This window comes from Paraburkholderia nodosa, from assembly GCF_001718195.1.
In the GTDB taxonomy this organism is placed as follows: Bacteria; Pseudomonadota; Gammaproteobacteria; order Burkholderiales; family Burkholderiaceae; genus Paraburkholderia; species Paraburkholderia nodosa_A.
Map to the genome: position 1 here is coordinate 127293 of NZ_MCNV01000002.1, position 19997 is coordinate 147289.

General features: G+C 64.3%; 17 protein-coding genes. 7 read left to right on the forward strand and 10 right to left on the reverse strand.

All coding sequences use genetic code 11. The features are described from left to right. Positions 1 to 22: 22 nt before the first annotated feature. A complete protein-coding gene (locus tag BFD71_RS03910) occupies positions 23 to 436 on the forward strand; it encodes an H-NS family nucleoid-associated regulatory protein (RefSeq protein WP_370684246.1) in 414 nt (137 codons plus the stop codon). A gap of 43 nt (positions 437 to 479) precedes the next feature. On the opposite strand, the gene BFD71_RS03915 is transcribed toward BFD71_RS03910, so the two are convergent. The 6 genes from BFD71_RS03915 to BFD71_RS03940 all read right to left on the reverse strand — a co-directional run bounded on the left by BFD71_RS03915 (position 480) and on the right by BFD71_RS03940 (position 7730). Further along, entirely contained in the window at positions 480 to 1118 is a 639-nt protein-coding gene (locus BFD71_RS03915; protein WP_069261993.1) for an NUDIX hydrolase, read from the reverse strand. Positions 1119 to 1128: 10 nt separating this feature from the next. Then, complete coding sequence (locus BFD71_RS03920) at positions 1129 to 1854, reverse strand: haloacid dehalogenase type II (RefSeq protein WP_069261994.1); 726 nt, start codon at positions 1852 to 1854, stop codon at positions 1129 to 1131. A gap of 281 nt (positions 1855 to 2135) precedes the next feature. Next, positions 2136 to 3356 (reverse strand): aminotransferase-like domain-containing protein, encoded by a 1221-nt coding sequence (locus BFD71_RS03925; protein WP_069262393.1) that lies wholly within the window; start codon positions 3354 to 3356, stop codon positions 2136 to 2138. Positions 3357 to 3548: 192 nt separating this feature from the next. Continuing rightward, entirely contained in the window at positions 3549 to 4721 is a 1173-nt protein-coding gene (locus BFD71_RS03930; protein ID WP_069262394.1) for an NAD(P)/FAD-dependent oxidoreductase, read from the reverse strand. 106 nt (positions 4722 to 4827) lie between these two features. Continuing rightward, positions 4828 to 6327 (reverse strand): L-piperidine-6-carboxylate dehydrogenase, encoded by a 1500-nt coding sequence (gene amaB, locus BFD71_RS03935; protein WP_069261995.1) that lies wholly within the window; start codon positions 6325 to 6327, stop codon positions 4828 to 4830. Between the two features lie 251 nt (positions 6328 to 6578). Beyond that, entirely contained in the window at positions 6579 to 7730 is a 1152-nt protein-coding gene (locus tag BFD71_RS03940; protein ID WP_069261996.1) for a branched-chain amino acid ABC transporter substrate-binding protein, read from the reverse strand. Between the two features lie 484 nt (positions 7731 to 8214). Between BFD71_RS03940 and BFD71_RS03945 the strand changes: the two genes are divergently transcribed. Further along, positions 8215 to 8838, forward strand: a complete 624-nt coding sequence (locus BFD71_RS03945) for a helix-turn-helix domain-containing protein (protein WP_069261997.1) — start codon at positions 8215 to 8217, stop codon at positions 8836 to 8838. A 10-nt stretch (positions 8839 to 8848) separates the two neighbouring features. Here the strand turns inward: BFD71_RS03945 and BFD71_RS03950 are convergent, their stop codons facing one another. Further along, complete coding sequence (locus tag BFD71_RS03950) at positions 8849 to 9874, reverse strand: DUF1338 domain-containing protein (RefSeq protein WP_069261998.1); 1026 nt, start codon at positions 9872 to 9874, stop codon at positions 8849 to 8851. Between the two features lie 155 nt (positions 9875 to 10029). Between BFD71_RS03950 and BFD71_RS03955 the strand changes: the two genes are divergently transcribed. The 4 genes from BFD71_RS03955 (at position 10030) to BFD71_RS03970 (ending at position 14406) form a co-directional block, all read left to right on the forward strand. Continuing rightward, positions 10030 to 10941 carry a LysR family transcriptional regulator gene (locus BFD71_RS03955; RefSeq protein WP_069261999.1) on the forward strand — a complete coding sequence of 304 codons (912 nt, stop codon included), beginning with the start codon at positions 10030 to 10032 and terminating at the stop codon, positions 10939 to 10941. Between the two features lie 102 nt (positions 10942 to 11043). Continuing rightward, the gene (locus BFD71_RS03960) at positions 11044 to 12285 is read left to right on the forward strand and encodes an NAD(P)/FAD-dependent oxidoreductase (protein ID WP_069262000.1); all 1242 of its coding nucleotides are present in this window, start codon (positions 11044 to 11046) and stop codon (positions 12283 to 12285) included. A gap of 60 nt (positions 12286 to 12345) precedes the next feature. Next, a complete protein-coding gene (lhpI, locus tag BFD71_RS03965) occupies positions 12346 to 13254 on the forward strand; it encodes a bifunctional Delta(1)-pyrroline-2-carboxylate/Delta(1)-piperideine-2-carboxylate reductase (RefSeq protein ID WP_069262001.1) in 909 nt (302 codons plus the stop codon). 72 nt (positions 13255 to 13326) lie between these two features. Next, positions 13327 to 14406: an asparaginase gene (locus tag BFD71_RS03970; protein WP_069262002.1), complete on the forward strand. Its 1080-nt coding sequence runs from the start codon at positions 13327 to 13329 to the stop codon at positions 14404 to 14406. Positions 14407 to 14451: 45 nt separating this feature from the next. Here BFD71_RS03970 and BFD71_RS03975 read toward each other — a convergent pair whose 3' ends face one another. Further along, entirely contained in the window at positions 14452 to 16731 is a 2280-nt protein-coding gene (locus BFD71_RS03975; RefSeq protein ID WP_069262003.1) for an amylo-alpha-1,6-glucosidase, read from the reverse strand. A 249-nt stretch (positions 16732 to 16980) separates the two neighbouring features. After that, entirely contained in the window at positions 16981 to 18282 is a 1302-nt protein-coding gene (gene gltA / locus BFD71_RS03980) for a citrate synthase (RefSeq protein ID WP_069262004.1), read from the reverse strand. Positions 18283 to 18654: 372 nt separating this feature from the next. Here gltA and BFD71_RS03985 point away from each other — a divergent pair, with 372 nt between their 5' ends. Further along, positions 18655 to 19056, forward strand: coding sequence for a hypothetical protein (locus tag BFD71_RS03985; RefSeq protein WP_028203504.1), 402 nt, complete (start codon positions 18655 to 18657; stop codon positions 19054 to 19056). Positions 19057 to 19154: 98 nt separating this feature from the next. Here the strand turns inward: BFD71_RS03985 and BFD71_RS03990 are convergent, their stop codons facing one another. Next, positions 19155 to 19940, reverse strand: coding sequence for an alpha/beta fold hydrolase (locus BFD71_RS03990; RefSeq protein ID WP_069262395.1), 786 nt, complete (start codon positions 19938 to 19940; stop codon positions 19155 to 19157). Positions 19941 to 19997: the final 57 nt, after the last annotated feature.

A 19997-nucleotide genomic window follows, 5' to 3' on the forward strand; every position in this document is an offset into this window, starting at 1 on the left:
CGCCTATTCAAGCTGTGATATCGTGGCGGCACGCGACTTGCGCTATATTCTGCTCAAGAGTTGCATTCAGAGCGAAGCACAACTAGAAATGGACGAACGAAAACGCGAAAGCATCGTGGCCTATCTGCGGCGTCGGATGGCCGAATATGGTATTGAACCCGAAGATGTTGCTGCGTCAATGGCAGCAGACGCCGCGCAAATGCGCGCCGCCCGTTACCGGGATGCGGCTGGCCACACGTGGGACGGCAAGGGCGACGCCCCGCGGTGGGTGGTGCAGGCGACAAGCGCGGGGCAGTCGCTCGAGCATTTTGCAGTCGGCGAGGCGGCTGAACCTGAACAGCAATCAGTGAAAGCCCCAAGCGTGGACTGGCGACAGGACCCATTTGCCGGCAGCCGCCTGGCAAAAGTCAGAACAGAGCACTCCGGCGCCGCCTGAAAGCATGACGGGTTAAGCGCCGCCCCGGCGTTAAAGCAAAACTTCAGTCGAATTCGACGTCACTGTTATTGCGCAGTGCATCCAGTCGTCGAATTTGTTCCGGCAGAATCCGGCCTTGGGACAAGGCTGGCAGGTTATCGATATCAAAGAACTGAACGGCGTCGGTTTCGGCTCCGGCTATTTCCCCCGCGCGCACGATTTCCCCAAGGAAAACCAGTTTCCAGATGTGAAACACAGAAGGCGGATGCCCGTGCTTGAGCATGTCCCACACGGCCAATAGGCGAACGACGTTCACCGTGTAGCCGCTTTCTTCACGTGCCTCTTTTGCCGCGTTCTCGGCGGGCGAAACGCCCACGTCGGCCCAACCGCCGGGCAGAGACCACAAGCCGTCCACGGATTCTCGCACGAGAAGGATTTGACCGGACTGGTTGAATACGGCGCATCTGACATCGAGTTTAGGATTCGCGTATCCCGTTTCGAGAGCAAACAGCGCGGCGAGATCGCTCGTTTGCATGGACGCCATTTCCGCGAGTTGCTGATGCGCGATGCTGGCGATTTCCGTGTACCGTTCCGTGTCGAATGGGCTCGTGGCGTAGTGCAACCCCGTTTGCGCAAGTGCCAGTAGCCGGCGCGCCCGCGCGAGGCGTGCTCTCAGCGATTCGTGTTCGGCGGGCGTGGGCATCAATCGCGCCTCACTTTTGCGCCGCGGCTTCCTGATGCGCCTTCGCAAAGTCCGCCATGCTGTTGAAGCGGAAAGCGACGTTCGGCAGCCATCCGGAATTCATGGTCGCGCCAAAGCCCGGCTGCGAATGACGGCGGTAAATCCAGCACGACGCCGGACCAAATTCACTGGCTGGCTTGTGGTCGTGGAAAAGACTTTCGGCTGTGTGAAGGATCTTTTCCTTCTTGATGCCACGCTCACCCAGCTTCTCGAGCATGTATTCGAAGTTTCGCGGCGATGGCTTGTACGAACCGATATCTTCCGCCGTGAAAATGGCGTCGAACGCTACTTGCAACCTTGCATTGCTGTAGCTGAAAGTTTCGTTGTCGACGTTGGAGAGTATGACCAGCTTGTAGTGCTGCTTCAGGTACTGCAACGCGGCTACGGTGTCCTCGAATACCGGCCAGTTCCGCACCGACCGCCCGTACGCCATGCACTCCTCGTGCGTGAAGGGCAGTCCCCATTCCTCGGCCAGCCGCTTGTAGACGATGGGCAGCAGCTCCTGGTATCGCTTGGCCGGCGTGTACTTCTGCTGCGACGACTCGTGTCGCGCATGGGCCTCCAGAACCTGGTCTCTCGACAGCGGCACCCTGGCCCGTTCGATCAGGGGCTTAAGGCCAGCGAAGATGCCGCTTTCCCAATCGATCAACGTGCCGTAGCAGTCGAAAGTCAGTGTGTCGAAGTCGGTCAATTCCACGGTTACTCCTTTCGGAAGTGCATGGCGGCGATTGCCTCGAGGAAGCGTTTCTGGAAAGCATCGACTGTTCGCGCGTAAGCTTCTCGGCCAGATCGGTGTCCTTACGCGCAACCGCGACGATGATCTCCCTTGTTCCGCTGGTCAATAACTCGGCACCTCACTGTCGGCCGCTTCCTTTGGGCTGTCAACCAGGCGGTTGCCCTTACGTGGAGCGCTTCGTCGAGCTTGCACAGGCGCTCGCGTAACGGGACACGCGCGGCGCCTCATGAACCGCGCGAAATTCAGACAGGTGCCGACGTGACGTCCGCCGTTCGCGTGGCGTGCGTGGCCCGCTTCAAACGCGTCACGCCTTCGCGAATCTCATCGACGTTCGGCGCCGCAAACGAAAGGCGCAGCGACGCGGTGTCGGGCTCGTCAGCGAAGAACGCCTTGCCGGGAACGAAAATCACCTTGTTGGCAATCGCATTCGGCAAGAGCGCATCGATCGCCACACCCGGAATGCGCGCCCACACGAACATGCCGCCTTCGGGCTGATGAAACGCGATCTCGTCGCCGAATTGCGCGCGCAAGCCATCGCAAAGCGCTTCGCACTTGCGTTGATACGCCTGCGTGATGTGCGGAAGGTGCCGTTCGAGCGAGCCCGCCGCCAGGTAGTGCGCGGCGATAGCCTGAGTCCACGGCGTACTGCACAGGTCGACGGTCTGCTTGGCGATCACGCAGCGCCGCGCGATTTCAGCGGGCGCAATAGTCCAGCCTACGCGCAAGCCAGGCGCGACGACTTTCGAAAGACTCGAGAAGTGCACGAGCCAATCGCGTGCTCCCTGCACCTCGCTTGCCAGCGCCAGCATCGACGGCACCGCGTTGCCAGCGAAACGCAGATCGCCGTACGGATCGTCTTCGACGATCACAAAGCGGTACTGAACGGCGAGACGCAGGAGCGCAACGCGCCGCTCGCGTGTGAGCGTGGCCCCGGTGGGATTCGCGAAGGTCGGCACCGTGTACAGCAACTTGGGCCGGACGATCGCGCCCGAAGCAAGCTGCGCGGCGAGTACGTCCACGTCGAGACCGTCGCCGTCGACAGGCACCGTCACGACATGCGCCTGCTGGAGCCTGAGCGCCTGCAGCGTGGCCGGATAGGCGGGCTGCTCGGTCAAGGCCGTGTCGCCCGGATTGAGCAGCACGCGCAACAAGAGGTCGAGGCCTTGCTGTGACCCCGTGGTGACGAGCATCTCCTCAGGAGCGCAGGTCACACCGCGGCGCGCCATCAGCGCGAGCAGTTGCGTCTTCAATTCGGGCAAACCGTCGGTCGGGCCATATTGCAGACAGCGCGTGGAAGCCTGCCATGCCTGGGCCGCTGCCGCCTGCAGTCCATCGGCATCGAACAGGTCGCTGGCCGGGTAGCCCCCAGCGAAGGAAATCATGCCTGGTTCTCCCAGGTACTTGAAAAGCTCGCGAATGGGCGAACCAGCGGGATGCTGAAAGGGTGCGGTGAATTCGTACATGGCGGACATGGAGTCGATGGCGGTTAAGCGCGGCAACGGACAAGCTTCGATTGTGGTCAGCCCTCACGGGCACATCAAACGAAATCTAATCACCACGTCATGCGGTTTGCTCATCAAGCCGTCGCGCAATAAAAAAGCCCGCTGAAATCGCGGGCGCTACTTTGTGCGTTGTGCGGCCTGCCTGCGCCACCGTCACACGACGTTCTTTTCGACGATCGGCCGGTTTTCCAGCACGCGCGACCAGTCGAGCGAAGACAGATCCAGCGTCGTATACCGGCCGTTGAGGATCAGCTCGCTCACGCCGCGCCCGGTTGCCGGTCCCTGCTGAAGACCGTGCCCGCTGAAACCATTGGCAAACACGCAATTGTCGATAGCCGGGTGGTAACCAATGATGGCGTTCTGGTCGAGCACGTTGTACTCGTAATAACCGGACCAGCAGTTCTCCACACGCAGCGCCTCGAAGCCCGGCACGCGGTGCGCAAGCGTGGGCCAGATCACGTCGTCGAAGATGGCGTGATCGACTTCGTCGAGCGGCAGATCGTTGGGGTCGTTCTCCGCGCTCGGCGACGTTCCCGTGATGTACGTGTTGCCCTCGGGGCGGAAATACACGCCGGACGGATCGATCAGCAACGGGCAGGTGGTAAGCCGCGCCGGCGATGACACGTTGAAAATGCTGCGGCGGCGCGCATAAACCGGAATGTCGATGTCCATCATTTCCGCGAGCTTGCGCGCCCACGCGCCGGCTGCGTTCACGAGCGTGTCGCACGCATGGCGTTCGCCGTCGCTCGCGATCACGTGCGTGACCTTGCGGCCACTGCGCACGACGCCGGTCACATCCGCCGGCACATAGCGCGCGCCGAGCGACTGCGCCTTCTTGCGCAGCGCCTGCACGAGGCCGTAGCCGTCGAACCACCCCTCGCCGCTGCGTCCATACGCACCGCTCGCGAGATCCTCGACGTTGAGCCAGGGAAACTTCGCGTGCAGCGCATCGCGCGACATGAGTTCGATGTCGGCACCAAGGCGCGTTTGCAGCGCGTGATTCTCGCGCAGCGTCGCATCGCCGGCTTCGGTGGCGAGGAAGAGATAACCGCCCTCGTGCAGATCGATCGACGGGCGGTTGCCGTTCACTTCGAGCCGCTCGCCAATGCCGCGCAGAAACTCGATGCCGAACAGCGACATCTGGATCGACAACGGCGTGGAAAACTGCTGCCGGATCGACGCGGCCGAAAGCGCCGACGACGAGCGCGCATAACTCGGGTCGCGCTCGAACACGGTCACGGAAACCGTTGGGTCGGCTGCGCGCAGAAAGTAAGCAATAGAACTACCGATTACCCCGCCGCCAACGATAACGACTTGAGAACTCACGACTTGCTCCAGATAGCGGAAAACTACAGCGCGCATGGATTGGGTTTGCGCGAATCGATCCATCGACCGGGCGCACGATGCACCCGGTCACGTACCTCAAACGCGCTTATTCGACGTTGAAATCGATGCCCTGTGCGAGCGGCAGCGCCGACGAATAGTTGACCGTGTTGGTCGCACGACGCATGTAAGCCTTCCACGAGTCGGATCCCGATTCGCGCCCGCCGCCCGTTTCCTTTTCGCCGCCGAACGCGCCGCCGATCTCCGCGCCGCTCGGGCCGATATTCACGTTCGCGATGCCGCAATCGCTGCCCGCGGCCGACGTGAAGCGCTCGCTCTCGCGCAGGTCCGTCGTGAATACGCACGACGACAGGCCATGGTGGGCGGCGTTGTTAGCATCGATGGCGTCGCCGAAGTCGCTGTACTTGAGGACGTAAAGAATCGGTGCGAAGGTTTCCTTCAGGACAACTTCCGTTTGCGACGGCATCTCGACAATAGCCGGGCGAACGTAGAAGCCCTTCTCGTTGCCCGCCACCGTGTGACGCTCGCCGCCGAACACCTTGCCGCCTTCGCGCTTCGCCTGCTCGAGTGCCGACTGCATGCGGGCGAACGACTGCTCGTCGATGAGCGGCCCCATCAGCGTGCCCTGCTCCAGCGGATTGCCGATCACGACCTTGCCGTAGAGCGCTTTCAGGCGCTCGACTGCCTTGTCGTACACGCTCTCGTGCACGAAGAGGCGGCGCAGCGACGTGCAGCGCTGGCCGGCCGTGCCGACCGCCGAGAACAGGATGCCGCGCAGCGCGAGTTCGAGATCCGCTGTCGGGGAGACAATGCCTGCGTTGTTGCCGCCCAGTTCGAGCAGCGAGCGGCCGAAGCGGCGCGCGACCTCGACGCCGACGGTGCGGCCCATTTCGGTGCTGCCCGTTGCGCTGACGATGTTCGAGCGCGGGTCCGCCACGAGCTTCGCGCCCACTTCACGGCCGCCGACCACGAGGCTCGTGAGGCCTTCGGGCGCATCGCCGAATTCCTTCAACACGTCCTGCATGATCTTGTTGACGGCAACCGCGGTGAGCGGCGTTTTTTCCGAAGGCTTCCAGACCACAGCGTTGCCGCACACGAGCGCGAGCGCGGCGTTCCACGACCACACGGCGACCGGGAAATTGAACGCGGAAATCACGGTACACACGCCCATCGGATGCCACGATTCGGCCATGCGGTGGCCGGGACGCTCCGAAGCAATGGTCAGACCGTAAAGCTGACGCGAGAGGCCGACCGCAAAGTCGCAGATGTCGATCATTTCCTGCACTTCGCCCAAGCCTTCCTGGAAGATCTTGCCGGTTTCCAGCGAGACGAGGCTGCCGAGCGCGCGCTTTTGTTCGCGCAGCTTGTTGCCCAGCAGGCGCACGAGTTCGCCGCGGCGCGGCGCGGGCACATTGCGCCAGGTCTTGAACGCCTCCTGCGCCTTCGCGAGCACAGCGTCGACGTCGGCCGCCGACTGGCTCGCGACGCGGCCGATCAGTTCGCCGTTGATCGGCGAATGCACGGCGATGTCGCCCGCTTCCGCGAGCTGGGAGATACCGAGATCCGAGAGGATGGAGGAGGCTTTCATAGGTAGAATCCCTTAAAAAATTTCCGATACGAAACATTGCTACTTTAGGAAACTATACACGCGCAATTTTGCGGCGACAACACGAAAATCGACGGGAATTTCGCCATGCCGCGTGTACCGCTTCCGCCCGGCTTTGCGCCATGAAAATGGCATGTGCCCGCACTGCGGGCACACCTTTGTTTTCCTATTGGAAACAATGCATTGGGCGCCGGCAGTGCCGGCGCCCTTCAAGGTAGCAGAGGCGTGTGATCTCAGTCCGCGGTTCGCGTCGTGACCGGCACCCACGCCACGTTCTTGACCTGATACAGCGTCGAACTCGGGCTCTTCAGGTCGCCCTGGGCGTTGAAAGCGATCTTGCCCGTAATGCCGTCGTAGTTCGTGGCCTTGAGCGCGGCGTTGAACTGCGCGGGCGTCGCCGAGCCGGCCTTCTCCATCGCCGTGATCGCGACCCACGCCGCGTCGTAGGCGAACGGCGCGTAGGCGAGCATGTCGATGCCGTACTTCTGCTTGAACTTCGCCTCGAAGCCCCTACCCTTGGGCAGCGTGCCGAGCGGCTGGCCGTATTCCCACACCGAAGCGCCATCGGCGGAATCGCCGGCGAGCTTGATGAAGTTCGCGTCCATGACGCCGCCGCCCGCGAGGAATTGCGCTTTCAGGCCAAGCTGGCGCATGCGCTTGACGATCATGGCGGCCTGCGCGTCGAGGCCGCCGAAGAACACGAGATCCGGATTCGTGCGCTTGATGCTCGTGAGCTGGGCGCTGAAATCCACCGCCTTGTCGTTCGTGAACTCGCGCGCGACGATCGTGCCGCCGCTTGCCTTCACGGCCTTCTCGAACTCGTCGGCTTCACCCTGGCCGAAGGCCGTGCGGTCGTCGATGATGGCAATGCGTTTCGCCTTCGTCACTGTCGCCGCATAGTTGCCCGCGTTGCCTGCGTTTTGCGAGTCGGTGGCGATCACGCGGTAGATGGTCGGCGCGCCGCTTTGCGTGATGGCCGGGTTGGTGGCGGCCGGCGTGATCATCGGAATGCCCGCCTTCGCATAGATCTTCGAGGCCGGCAGCGTCGTGCCCGAATTGAAGTGGCCGATCACGACGGCCACGTTGTCATCCACGAGTTGCTGCGCGACCTGCACGCCGATGCGCGGATCGCTCTGGTCATCCTGCGAGTCGATCACGAACTTGACCGGCTTGCCGCCGATGGTGGGATGCGCGGCGTTGGCTTCGTCCACGGCCAGACGCACGCCGTTCTCGATGTCCTTGCCATACGCTGCCCCGCCGCCCGTAAGCGGGCTGGCCACGCCGATCTTCACGACCATTTCCTGCGCGCTCACCGCGCCGGCAACCAACATCAACGACGCTGCGATCGCGCAGCCACGACGAGAAGCGAGGAAACGAGGAGACATGCGATATTCCTTCGGTATCTGGAGCCGGCACGTGATGCGTTCGAATGGTCGCGCGGACCTTCGGCGCACTGGATTCGTCCCGCGATGCCGAGCGGCGGGACGTAAGCGGATTGTCGGCAGCCGTGCAGGCGGCATCAAACGAAATCTAATCACCACGTAATGCGCTTTTCTCATCAAGCCCGTCCACGCGGGGAATACGGCAAGGCGTGACGCGGCCCCGCTGGCATTGGGAAATACCCGATAACGCCGATATGCCCCCTCTGCGTGGATGTCATGCGGGCCCGGATCGGGCACACGCCAGCCCTTGCGCCGTCTGGGTTTGCGTCAGAAATCATCAACTTCGGGGCGATCGATTTACTTAGCCATGCTTGTTAATTGCTGGATGGCGCGCCAAACGTCGCGCGATACGCAAATGTTATTATCGGAAACATAGAGTACGATACGAACCATCAGCGAACCACCAGCGAACACCCCGAGTTCCCGAATGGAAACCCCGTCCCTCAAGGCCGCCGAGAATGCTTCGGCGGAGCTGGGCAAGCGCGTCAAGGCGGCCCGGCTGAAGCACGATTACACGCTCGAGGCCGCCAGCCGCGTGTGCGGCGTGTCGCGCTCCACGCTCTCGAAGGTGGAAAACGGCGTCATGTCGCCGACGTTCGACGTGCTGCAGAAGATCGTTCACGGTCTGAAGATCGACCTCGGCGAACTGTTCGGCTCTGCGCCCAGGCCGCGCGCGAGCGGACGCCGCGCGCTCACCCGCAAGGGCGATGGGCAACAGCATTCAGCAGGCTGTTATCAGATGGAGTTGCTGGCGACGGAACTCGCCCACAAGGCGATGCACCCGTTTCGCATTCGCGTGACGGCGCACTCGCTCGACGAGTTCACGGAATGGGGCCGGCATGAAGGCGAGGAATTTCTCTTCATATTGAGCGGCTCGGTGTGTCTCTACTCCGAGCTTTACGCACCGACACATCTCGAAACCGGCGACAGTCTCTATTTCGACAGCCGCACGGGGCATGCGGCCGTCTCCACGAGCGAAGAGGACGCCGAAGTCCTCTGGCTCATCAACGAACCGCACCCGGACACGCAGGACGGCGCGCCGGGCGTTTGATCCTTCATGCTTACGCGGCGTTCGCGGTCATCTTGAAGATTCCCGTGGCGTTACCCGCATCGAAGCGCAGATCGGTCTGCCAGCGCCGCGTGACCTGATCGAACGTGCGCTTGCGCGTGATGAACTCGTAGAACGAGCCCGGCACCTCGCGCGTCACACGTTGGCCGTCCGCCGCGCGAAACTCGCGCGTCACGGTGTCGGCTCGATAGGCCGTCTGAAACACGCGGCCCGAGCGCGAAGTCTCGACGCTGGGCTTCATCGGGCGCCCCTTGGCCTTCTCGTCGTCCGAAAGCTGAAATACGTCTTCCACGCGGTCGGTCGCGTGATTGAAGGCGTTGCCTTCCGTCGCGATCCATGCCATTTCCGCCGATTCCTGCAGCAATGTCTCGTAGTCCGAAATAGATGGCACGTCGTGCTGTCGTGCGAATGCACCGACGATCACGGGCAGCAGTTGCAGCGCCGCGTCGAGCGGCAGCGAGCCGTCGCGTTCCAGTTCGGAGAGCTGCGCCACGGCCAGCGGCGTAAGCGGATCTTTCGATGCGCCCACCACGTTCGTCACGGCTTGCTGGAACGCCGCCGAAAAGCGCTCGGGGTGCAGCTCGCTCACGAAGAACTGCGCGATCTCGTCGGGTGCGTCTTCGTGGGCGTAGGCGCGCCCCGTCATGCCGAGCTTGTCCAGCGGATAGCGGCCATTCAGGCGAAAGCCGAGCGGCCGCAGAATGCGCGTGAACGCCGCTTCGCCGGGCGGCAGCGCGCCGTTCTGTGCCCAGCGCACCGTGCGCAACGCGCCATGGTCGAAGTACACCGCACCGCCCTGCGCCACCGTGTCGTTCGTGTACGTGCGGCCGTTGGGAGAGCGTTCCAGCAGGTCTTCGAACAGCGCCATGTTCATCGCCTGGGCGAGTTCGGCACGCGTGACGGTGCCGCTTTCCCAGTCGCCGAGCATCGACGGAAAGTTCAGCGTTGCAAACAGGGTTTCAGTTTTCTCGCGGCCCAGCAGCGCGGACAACAAGCGTTCTACGTTCGAATTGCGCATCACCAATCTCACAGGAAACGACCGCCTGGCGGCAGTCATCAAAGGGGCCTCTGGCCATCGGTTTCGGCCAGCTATACGTAAAACGCATTATTCAAATGGTTGCGCACCGCGTAAAGCGAGTTTAAATTGTCACTTGATGAGTTTCTGGAATCACCATGCGCAAGTTCAAGATCCCGAATATCGGCGCGCTGACGGCCTTCGAAGCCGCGGCGCGGCACGAGAGCTTCACTCACGCCGCCAAGGAGCTGTTCCTCACCGAAAGCGCGGTCTCGCGCCAGATCGCCACGCTCGAATCGAATCTCGGCGTGCGCCTGTTCGTGCGCGCCAAACAGCGGGTCGTGCTCACGCGCGCGGGCCGGCTCTATAGCACCCAGGTGCGGCGTGCGCTCGAAAACCTCGATCGCGACACGCTCTCCATCATCGCGCACGGCAGCGGCGGCGGTTATCTGGAGCTCGCCGTGCTGCCGACCTTCGCGTCCGAATGGCTGCTTCCGCGCCTCAAGGACTTCTACGATCGCACGCCCGACGTGCGCGTGAACATGGGCGTGCGCACCGAGACGTTTTCGTTCGAGGAGTCGCATTTCGAAGCCGCGATCCACTACGGCAAGCCGACCTGGCCCGGCACGTCCTCCGACTTTCTGTTCGGCGAGGAAGTGGTGCCCATCTGTTCTCCGTCACTGCTTGCGCGCCCCGTCAAGAAGGCGCACGAACTGCTCGCCTACCCGCTGCTGCACTCCACCACGCGCCCCGACGCCTGGACGCGGTGGTTCTCCGACCTCGGCGTGGAAGACAACGCCACCATGCACGGCGTGCGCTACGAACTGCACACGATGCTGATCGCCGCGGCCGCCGCCGGCCTCGGCGTGGCGCTCGTGCCGAAGTTCTTCGTTGAAGGCCAGCTCGAGCGGTTCGGCGTCGTCATTCCGTTCGAAGCCCCTGCTATTGCCGATGGCGGCTACTACTTCGTCTATCCCACCGAACTCAGCCACGGCAAGCCACTCGAGATGTTCCGCGCGTGGCTGCTCGAGCAGGCGAGCGCCTACAACGCTTCGCAAGAGCAACGCTGATCGGCGGGTCGAGTACGCGTGATATACGATCAGAAAAAAGTTTCCTATAGGAAATAGTTGAGTTAGCATCGGACCAAATCACTTCTTCGTCGCGAGACTGACATGGAAGATGTCGTCGTCATCGGTGCAGGCATCATCGGGGTCTGCGCCGCGCTCAATCTGGCGCAGCGTGGCATGCGCGTGCATATCGTCGACAGCGCGCCGCCCGGTTCGGGCTGCTCGTTCGGCAACGCGGGCCTGATCGCGGTCGATCACGTCGCGCCGCTCGCGAGCCCCGAGACGATGGCCGGTCTGCCCCGCATGCTGCTGCGCCGCGACAGCCCGCTGCGCCTGCACAAACGCAGCCTGCCGCGCATGGCGCCGTGGGTGCTGGAGTTCGCCGCGCAGGCGCAGCGCCCGCGCTTTCGGCGCAACACGCGTGCGCTCGCGAGTCTCGTGACCGGTGCGGCACAGGCCTGGCGTCGTCTGCTCGATCAGCACATCGCCGCCGACCTCTTTCGCGACATCGGCTCGCTCTACGTGTTCGAGCAACCCGTTGCGCACGCAACGGAACGCGCGCAACTCGATCTGCTCGACCGGCACGGCGTGCGCTACGTGAATCTCACAGCGGAGCAGGTACGGCGCGACTATCTACCGTCGCTCACGCCGCATATCAGCCATGCCCGCTACTTTCCCGGCATGGCCTCGGTCACGAATCCGCAGCAGGTCGTCGAGCGCATTTTCGAGGCGGCGCTCGCAGCGGGCGCGAGATTCACGCGCGCAGCCGTCGATGCGTTGCGCGCCCTCCCCGATGGCCATATCGGCGTCACGCTGAGCGGCGCGACGCACCCAGCCGCCAAGGTGCTGATCGCAGCCGGCTCGCGCAGCGCCGAACTTGCAGAGCAACTGGGCGCCAGGATTGCGCTGACCAACGAGCGCGGCTATCACGTGCAGCTCGGCGCGCCCTCGCAAGACACGCTGCGCGTGCCCGTGAGCTTCGTCGAGCGCGGCTTCACCTGTAACCCGATGGCGCAAGGCATCCGGCTTGCCGGCACCGTCGAACTCGGCGCGCGCGGCGCACCCGACTGGCGCCGCGCCGACATGCTCGCCACGCAATTCCAGACGCTCTTTCCCGGCGCACGCGCGGCGCAGGTCGCAAGCCGCTGGTACGGCGAGCGCCCCACGCTGCCCGACTATCTGCCGATGATCGGCGAGATGCGCGGCGCACGGAACGTGTTCGTCGCGACCGGCCATCAGCATCTGGGCCTCACGCTCGGGCCGCTCAGCGGCGAACTCGTCGCACAATTGATGGCGCGCGAGACGCCCGCCGTCGATCTCGCGCCGTTTCGCATCGACCGCTTTTGAGGCCGGCGGCAGTACTCACGCCGCCACACCCACGCATCATTCATCAGGAGAGAAGATTCGATGGAGCCCATCGCGATTTACGACGCAACCGCCACGGCGCGACTGCTCGACTTCGGCGTGTTGCTCGACGCCCTCGCCACGGCCGCGCAGGATCACGACGCGGGCCGCATTCACGCGCCCGTGCGCACGGGCGTGCCGCTCAAGGGCAACGGCGTCATGCTTTCGATGCCCGCCAGCGCCGACGATATTGCCATCCACAAGCTCGTGAGCGTGTGCCCGGCCAACACGGCGCTCGGCATGCCGACCATCTTCGGCGCGGTGACGGTGTGCAACGGCGCGACGGGTCAGCCGGAGTTCATCCTCGACGGCCCGACCGTCACCGGGCGCCGCACCGCGGCGCTGTCCATGCTGGGCGTGCGCCTCTTTCACCCGGGCGCGCCGCGTGCATTCCTGGTCATCGGCACCGGACAGCAGGCGCGATTTCATGCCCAGGCGATCGGCCAGCTGTATCCGTCGGCGACGCTCTACGTGAAAGGCCGGACCGAAGCGTCCGAACAGGCGTTCCGCGCCCACTTCGCGCAGGCTGGCGTGGACGTGACGCCCGCGCACGGTGCGGCTCCGAAAGAAGTCGACGTCGTCATCGCCGCGACAACGAGCAAGACGCCCGTGTACGACGAAGCGGCACGCAAGGACCGGCTCGTGATCGGCGTGGGCGCCTTCACGCCGGACGCGGCGGAAATCGCCCAGGAGACGGTGCGTGCGAGCTGCGTGTTCGTCGACGATTTCGCAGCCGCGCGCGAAGAAGCCGGCGACCTGCTGCAGGCAGGCGTCGACTGGGCGAACGTGCGCACGATCGGCTCCGCTGTAACGGACGGCGCGGCACATGACGGCGGTCCGGTGCTGCTGAAGACCGTCGGCAGCGGCGCCTGGGATCTCGCCGCGTGCCGCGTGGCCCGGCAAATGCGCTGACCCGAACACGCGGATTAGAATCGCATCGACCGCGCAGCACGATCCCATCCGAGACCCAAGGCAAACGGCACCATGACGACGAGCGCTCCCCAACCCGCCGTGAAAGTCCTGCGCGGCGATGTCATCGAAACCACGCATATCGCCCACATTGCCGTGGTCGACGCTCAGGGCCGCCTGCTCTACGCGCTCGGCGACCCGCATCGCATGACGCTCGTGCGCTCGGCGGCCAAGCCCGCGCAGGCGCTCGCCGTGGTCGAAACCGGCGCGCTCGAGCGCTTTGGCTTCGACGACGCCGATCTCGCGCTCATGTGCGCCTCGCATAGCAGCGAGGACCGCCATATCGAGCGGACGCGCGCGATGCTCGCCAAGGTGTCTGCTTCGGAATCGGACCTGCGCTGCGGCGGCCATGTGCCGATCTCCGACGCCGTCTACAAGGCGTGGATCAAACGCGACTTCACGCCGGGCGCGGTGTGCAGCAATTGCTCGGGCAAGCACGCGGGCATGCTGGCCGGCGCCCGCGCCATCGGCGCGGTGCTGGCCGATTACCATCTGCCTTCACACCCCTTGCAGCAACACGTGAAGCGGGTCGTGGCCGAGGTTTGCGATCTTCCCGAGACGGGCGTCGAGTGGGGCATCGACGGCTGCAATCTGCCCACGCCCGCCTTCCCGCTCGACCGGCTCGCCCGCCTGTTCGTGAAGCTCGCCGATGCGCAGGACCACGCGGCCTTGCCGGGCTCGGCCGCGGCCGATGCGCGCTCGCAGGCGCTCGCCCACATCTATCGCGCCATGACGTCGTATCCGGAACTCGTGGCGGGCGAAGGCCGCTTCTGCACGACGCTCATGAGCGCGTTCGAAGGCGCGCTCGTCGGCAAACTCGGCGCGGCGGGCAGTTATGCGATTGGCGTGCGCGCAAGCGCGGCGACCGCAACGCATACGGGCGGCCCGGCATTGGGTATCGCGGTGAAGATCGAGGACGGCGATTTGACCGCGCTCCATGCCACCGTCGTGGAAGTGCTCAGACAACTGGGCATTGGCACGCCACAACAGCTGGCACAACTAAGCAAATTCGAAGCCCCGCGCATCGTCAACACGATGGGCGTCGAGACGGGTTGCGTCGCGCCGCAGTTCTCACTCGAGCGCGTCGCTTCGTAGCCAGCACAAAATGAGGGCGCGGGCTTTGCAAGCCCGCGCCAAGACTCACAGCAACGCCACGACTTTCACGTCGCTGCGATCGGCCGATGCCACCACCTTGCCGTCCACACGGCGGAACATGAGCGTCACCGTATTCTTGCCCACACGCAGATCGTCCACTTCCAGCCAGTCGATGCCTTCGGGCAGCATGGGCTGCTCGACACGCACCTCGTTGCGCGCCGCGTCGATCGTCACGCCAAGACACGCTTCGAGCATCATGAACGGCGAGCCCGCGGCCCAGGCTTGCGGCAGGCAGGCCACCGGATACGCGGTGGGCGGCTCGCCGCGCCGGCGCGGGAACCCGCAGAACAGTTCGGGCAGACGCATGTCGAAGGTCACCGCAGCCTCGAACAGCGCCTGCAAGAGGCGCACTGCTGCCGCCTTGCGGCCATAGCGCGCGAGACCGCGTGCGCAAAGCGCGTTGTCGTGCGGCCAGACCGAGCCATTGTGGTACGCCATGGGATTGAAACGCGCCTGGCCCGCCGCGAGCGTACGCACGCCCCAGCCCGTGTGAAACAGCGCCGATTCGAGCACTTCCGCCACGGCGCGGCCGCGCTCCTCCTCGGGCAGCCCGAAGGCGAGCAGATGTCCGGCGTTCGACGCGAGCACGCGGCACAGATCGCCGTGGCCATCGAGCGCAATGCCGTAGAAGTCCGACTCCGGCATCCAGAACTTCTCCTCTACGCAGAGGCGGATTTTGGCGGCGCGTGCGGCGTAGCGCGCTGCGTCTTCGATCTGGCCGCGATGCGTGGCGAAGCGCGACATCGTTTCGAATGCAGCGCTCGCATATGCCTGCACTTCGACGAGCGCAATCGGGCCATCGGGGAAACGGCCGTCCGCGTGGAATACAGAGTCATGGCTGTCCTTCCAGCCCTGGTTCGCGAGCCCGCCCTCCGATTCGCGCCGGTAGTCGAGCAGACCGAGTTTATTGCGGTCGCATACACCTGCGACCCAGGCCGCCGCACGCTCCAGCGCCGGCCATAACTCGTCGATCAGCGAAACGTCGCCCGTGCGTTCGACATAAGCGCCCGCCAGCACGACGAAGAGCGGCGTGGTGTCCACCCCGCCGTAGTAGAGCGCAAACGGCACTTCGCCTGTGGCGGCCATCTCGCTCTTGCGCATTTCGTGCATGATCTTGCCGACCGCCGCGTCGCGGAACGCCGAATCCTCGCGCGCCTGATGTTCCGCGAGAAAACGCAGCACGCCCTGCGCGAGCGCGGGCGTGAGCCACAGCGTCTGCAGCGAGGTGATGACCGCGTCGCGGCCGAACGGCGTGGAAAACCATGGAATGCCCGCATACGGATACGGGCCGGTCGGCAGGTCGGTGGTGAGCAGACCGAGGTCGGCGATCGAGCGGTTGATCCACGCATTGAAGAGCGGATTGCTCGAACGCAAGTGCGCCGCCGCCCGGCGGCGTTCGCGCATCACGATATGCGAATCCACCAGCGCGGCGCGCTGAGCGGCGCGGCCCACGCGCTGCTCCTGCGAGTCCGCGAGGCAATGCGGCGGCTGGAAGATGCCCGCGCTCTGTGTGCCGGGCGCGGCGCCGGGCATGGCCTCGACTTCGATCGCCACCGTGAGATAGATCGAGACGCAGGCCTGCGCGGGCAGATCGACCGTGAAGTCGGCGCGATCGGCGAGGAGTTTGTTCGGCGTGGGCGAGAACTCGATACGCACGCGCCGCGCAACCTTGTCGAGGCCGACGTATTCGAGCCGGACCTCGCCGTCTTCGACTCGCGGCGGCATGAGCGTGCCGCGTTTTTCGCGCTTCAGGCCGCGTACTTCGAACATGTCGCGGAAGTCGCTCGCGAACGAGATGGAAAGCGGCACCACGGCGTCTTCCGTGCCGTAGTTTGTGAGCTCGATGGCCTCGGTCATCATCGTGCCGGAGAGCACGCGCTCGCGCTGCACGTGAATCACGCCTTCGGGCGTGGTACTGCCGCCGAGCGGCGGCAGCGGACGATTGGTCAGGTGGGCCGTGAACACGGCGTTGTCGCTGCTCACGCTGCCCGAGAGCAGTGAGGGCACGCGTCCGCCGAAAGTGAGGCGCAGCGACGAGAGCACACGCGTGTCGTTGACGAACAGGCCGTCGTCGATGCCGGTGATGTCGCCGAGCGGATCGTTGACGATGAAGGTGCCGCCCGACTTCAGCACATGCTGGTCGGCGCTCGCGACCTCCGGCGTTTCGGGCGCGATGAACGCGCTGTCGGTTTCCCGCGTGTCCTGGTCGGGATGATCCACGCCGCTTGAGCGCGTGACGCCGCCGAGTGTTTCAGGATCCTGCATTGCGTGCCTCCTGGGTGCCATGCAAAGGGTTACGGTACGGTTCGCTTGCGGTTGATTGTAGTGGCTTCGGCGCACGCGTTGGGCGAATGCGCAAAGAACGGCCGAAAGATACGCGCGAAATGAGTGGCAAATCGCAGTGCGGAGCAAGGAACGTGCGCGGAAAAAATTGCGGGCGCCGGCACGACGTAACGTGCGGGCGCCCGTGTAGGCAATGCGCTCGCGCGCCGGAAGCGGCGCGCGCCGTGAGGATCAGCGTTGCGAAATCGGCTTCGCGACGCGCGGCGTTTCGCCGATGAACAGCTGACGCGGACGGCCGATTTTCTGCTCGGGGTCGGCGATCATTTCGTTCCACTGCGCGATCCAGCCCACCGTGCGCGCCATCGCGAAGATGCAGGTGAACATCGAGGTCGGGATGCCCAGCGCGCGCTGCACGATGCCCGAGTAGAAGTCGACGTTCGGGTACAGCTTGCGCGACACGAAGTATTCGTCTTCCAGCGCGATCTTTTCGAGCTGCATGGCGAGCTTGAAGAGCGGATCGTCGTGCAGGCCGAGTTCGTTCAGCACTTCGTAGCACGTTTCGCGCATGAGCTTCGCACGCGGGTCGTAGTTCTTGTACACGCGGTGGCCGAAGCCCATCAGCTTCACGCCCGAGTTCTTGTCCTTCACCTGCTCGATGAACTTCGGGATGTTATCGACCGAGCCGATTTCTTCGAGCATATTCAGCGCGGCTTCGTTCGCACCGCCGTGCGCCGGGCCCCACAGGCAAGCGATGCCCGCGGCGATACACGCGAACGGATTCGCACCCGACGAACCGGCCAGACGCACAGTAGACGTCGAAGCGTTCTGCTCGTGGTCGGCGTGAAGGATGAGAATGCGGTCGAGCGCGCGCACGAGCACATCGTTGACCTTGTACTCCTCGCTCGGCGCGGAGAACATCATGCGCATGAAGTTCGCGCTGTACGACAGGTCGTTCTGCGGATACACGAACGGCTGGCCGATCGAGTACTTGTACGCCATGGCGACGAGCGTCGGCAGCTTCGCGATCATACGGATCGCCGACACCTCACGATGCTCCGCGTTGTTGATGTCGAGCGAGTCGTGATAGAACGCGGACAGCGCGCCGACCGCCGCCACCAGAATCGCCATCGGATGTGCGTCACGGCGGAACCCCCGGAAAAAGAAGTGCATCTGCTCGTGAACCATCGTGTGGTTCGTCACCGAGGCCACGAATTCGTCCTTCTGCTGCTGCGTGGGCAGCTCGCCCTTGAGCAGGAGGTAGCAGCTTTCGAGGAAGTCGGCGTTTTGCGCGAGGTTGTCGATCGGGTAGCCGCGGTAGAGCAGCTCGCCCTTGTCGCCGTCGATATAGGTGATCGCCGAGTTGCACGACGCCGTGGACATGAAGCCCGGGTCATACGTGAACATGCCGGTCTGGCCGTACAGCTTGCGGATGTCGATCACGTCCGGGCCCTGGGTGCCCTTGTAGACCGGCAACTGCACGCCTTCAGCGTGGCCGGGGATCGTGAGCGTGGCGTGTGTCTTCGAATCGATCATTGTGTGTCCTTGAATTGCTGTCACATCGCAATACTTCGCGCATAACCTCGCGCAACAGGACGCAGCCGCCGGAATGGCCGGCATCGCTGCGACCGCTTGCCGCATTCTACGGCGCGGTGCAGCATCGATTGATAGCGCAGCCAGCAACAATCCCTCTTCAACGCCGCAACACTGCGAAGCTTGCGGCTTCCTTAACGCCGATTCCTGCAACAATATTTTGCTCTTGCAGCGCAACATGTCGCACCCCATCTTTGCGATACTGCTTGACATGCAAGGGTTTTCCATTACTTGCATTTTGTAATCCAGCCTGATCTCACGGGCGGCCGTTTTCACCGCCACACGCGCTTAAAGCAAAACGTAAGGAAGCAACAGATGAACATCTCGGTCGACACCCTGTTCGCAGAAGACGAACAAGCAGAGGGCGCCGTTGTCACGGCACTCAATCACCAGGACATCGTGGTCGCACTGTCGGCCGCGCTCGCCAGCGAACGCGTGGCCGTGCTGCACATGCTGTATCCGCGCACCGACGCGCGCACGCACCGCAGCCTCGATCACCTCGTGGACGCGCTCAACGGCCACGGCCTGCACCAGGTCGCCCGCCTCGTTTCGCAGGAAGCGCACTATCTCGTGTTCAAGGATCCGGTGAAGGCATGGAAGGCCTTTCACGAAATCCGCAACGATTCGCTCGCGATCGGCGTGCACCTCTACTACGCGGGCCTCGTCGGCGAGGCGGCCGAGCACAAGCTCGACGCCCACGCGCACGGTCGCGACTAGGCGAGAGTCCTTCGGGCTACGGTATTTCTCGCAGCAACGAAAAGGGGCGGCCGCATCGCGTGGCCGCCCCTTTTTCGCATCGCGTGAATCAGCGCGCGTCAGCGCCCGTGGCCGCTCACGAAGCGGTCGATCAACTCGTTGAACGCCGCGGGCCGCGCCAGATTCATCCCATGCGATGCGCCCGCCACACTCGCGCGGCGCGCATCGGGCAGCCAGGCGTCGAGCGCGGCCACGGCCCGATGAAACACTTCCGGGCTCAGTTCGCCGTCGATCAACAGCACGGGGCATTGCACCTCGGCGGCTTGCTCGCGCGAATACCCAGGCAGCGGATCCTGAAACTGCGGCCCAAGCGTGTGCGCGTTGTCGGTGGCCATGCGGCGAAACCCATGTGTGCTCTTCGCCCAGAAGCCGGGCCGGCTCACCGAATCGACGAACAACTCCAGCCCCGCGTCCACCTGGCCCGACTCGATCAGCGCCACGGCGCGGGCGCGCAGCGCATTGACGTTCTCGGGCAGCGTGGCGAGCGTCTGGCCCGGCTGCTGGACCGGCCCGCCAGGATCGGCGAGCGTGAGCGTGCGCACGTGCTGCGGATGGCGCCGCGCGAACTGGAACGACACGAGGCCGCCGCGCGAATGCCCGATCACATGCGCCGGGCCGGCGCCCAGGGCATCGACGAACGCCGCAAGCTCATCCGCATGCTGCCGCCAGCTGAACGGCAGGCCGCGTGCCGCCTCCGCGGCGGGCCAGTAGTGCGTGAGACTCACCGAGACACAGCGATACTGCTGCGCGAGGCCGGCCAGCTGCGGCTGCCAGTAGCGGTAGTCGCAAAGCGAGCCGTGCACGAAGAGAAGAAGTTCGCCCGCGCCTCGTTCGACATAGGGCATGGGCAGGCCGCCGGGCAGTTCGATGAACGTACCGGGGGCCGGAAAGGCGGCTGGATT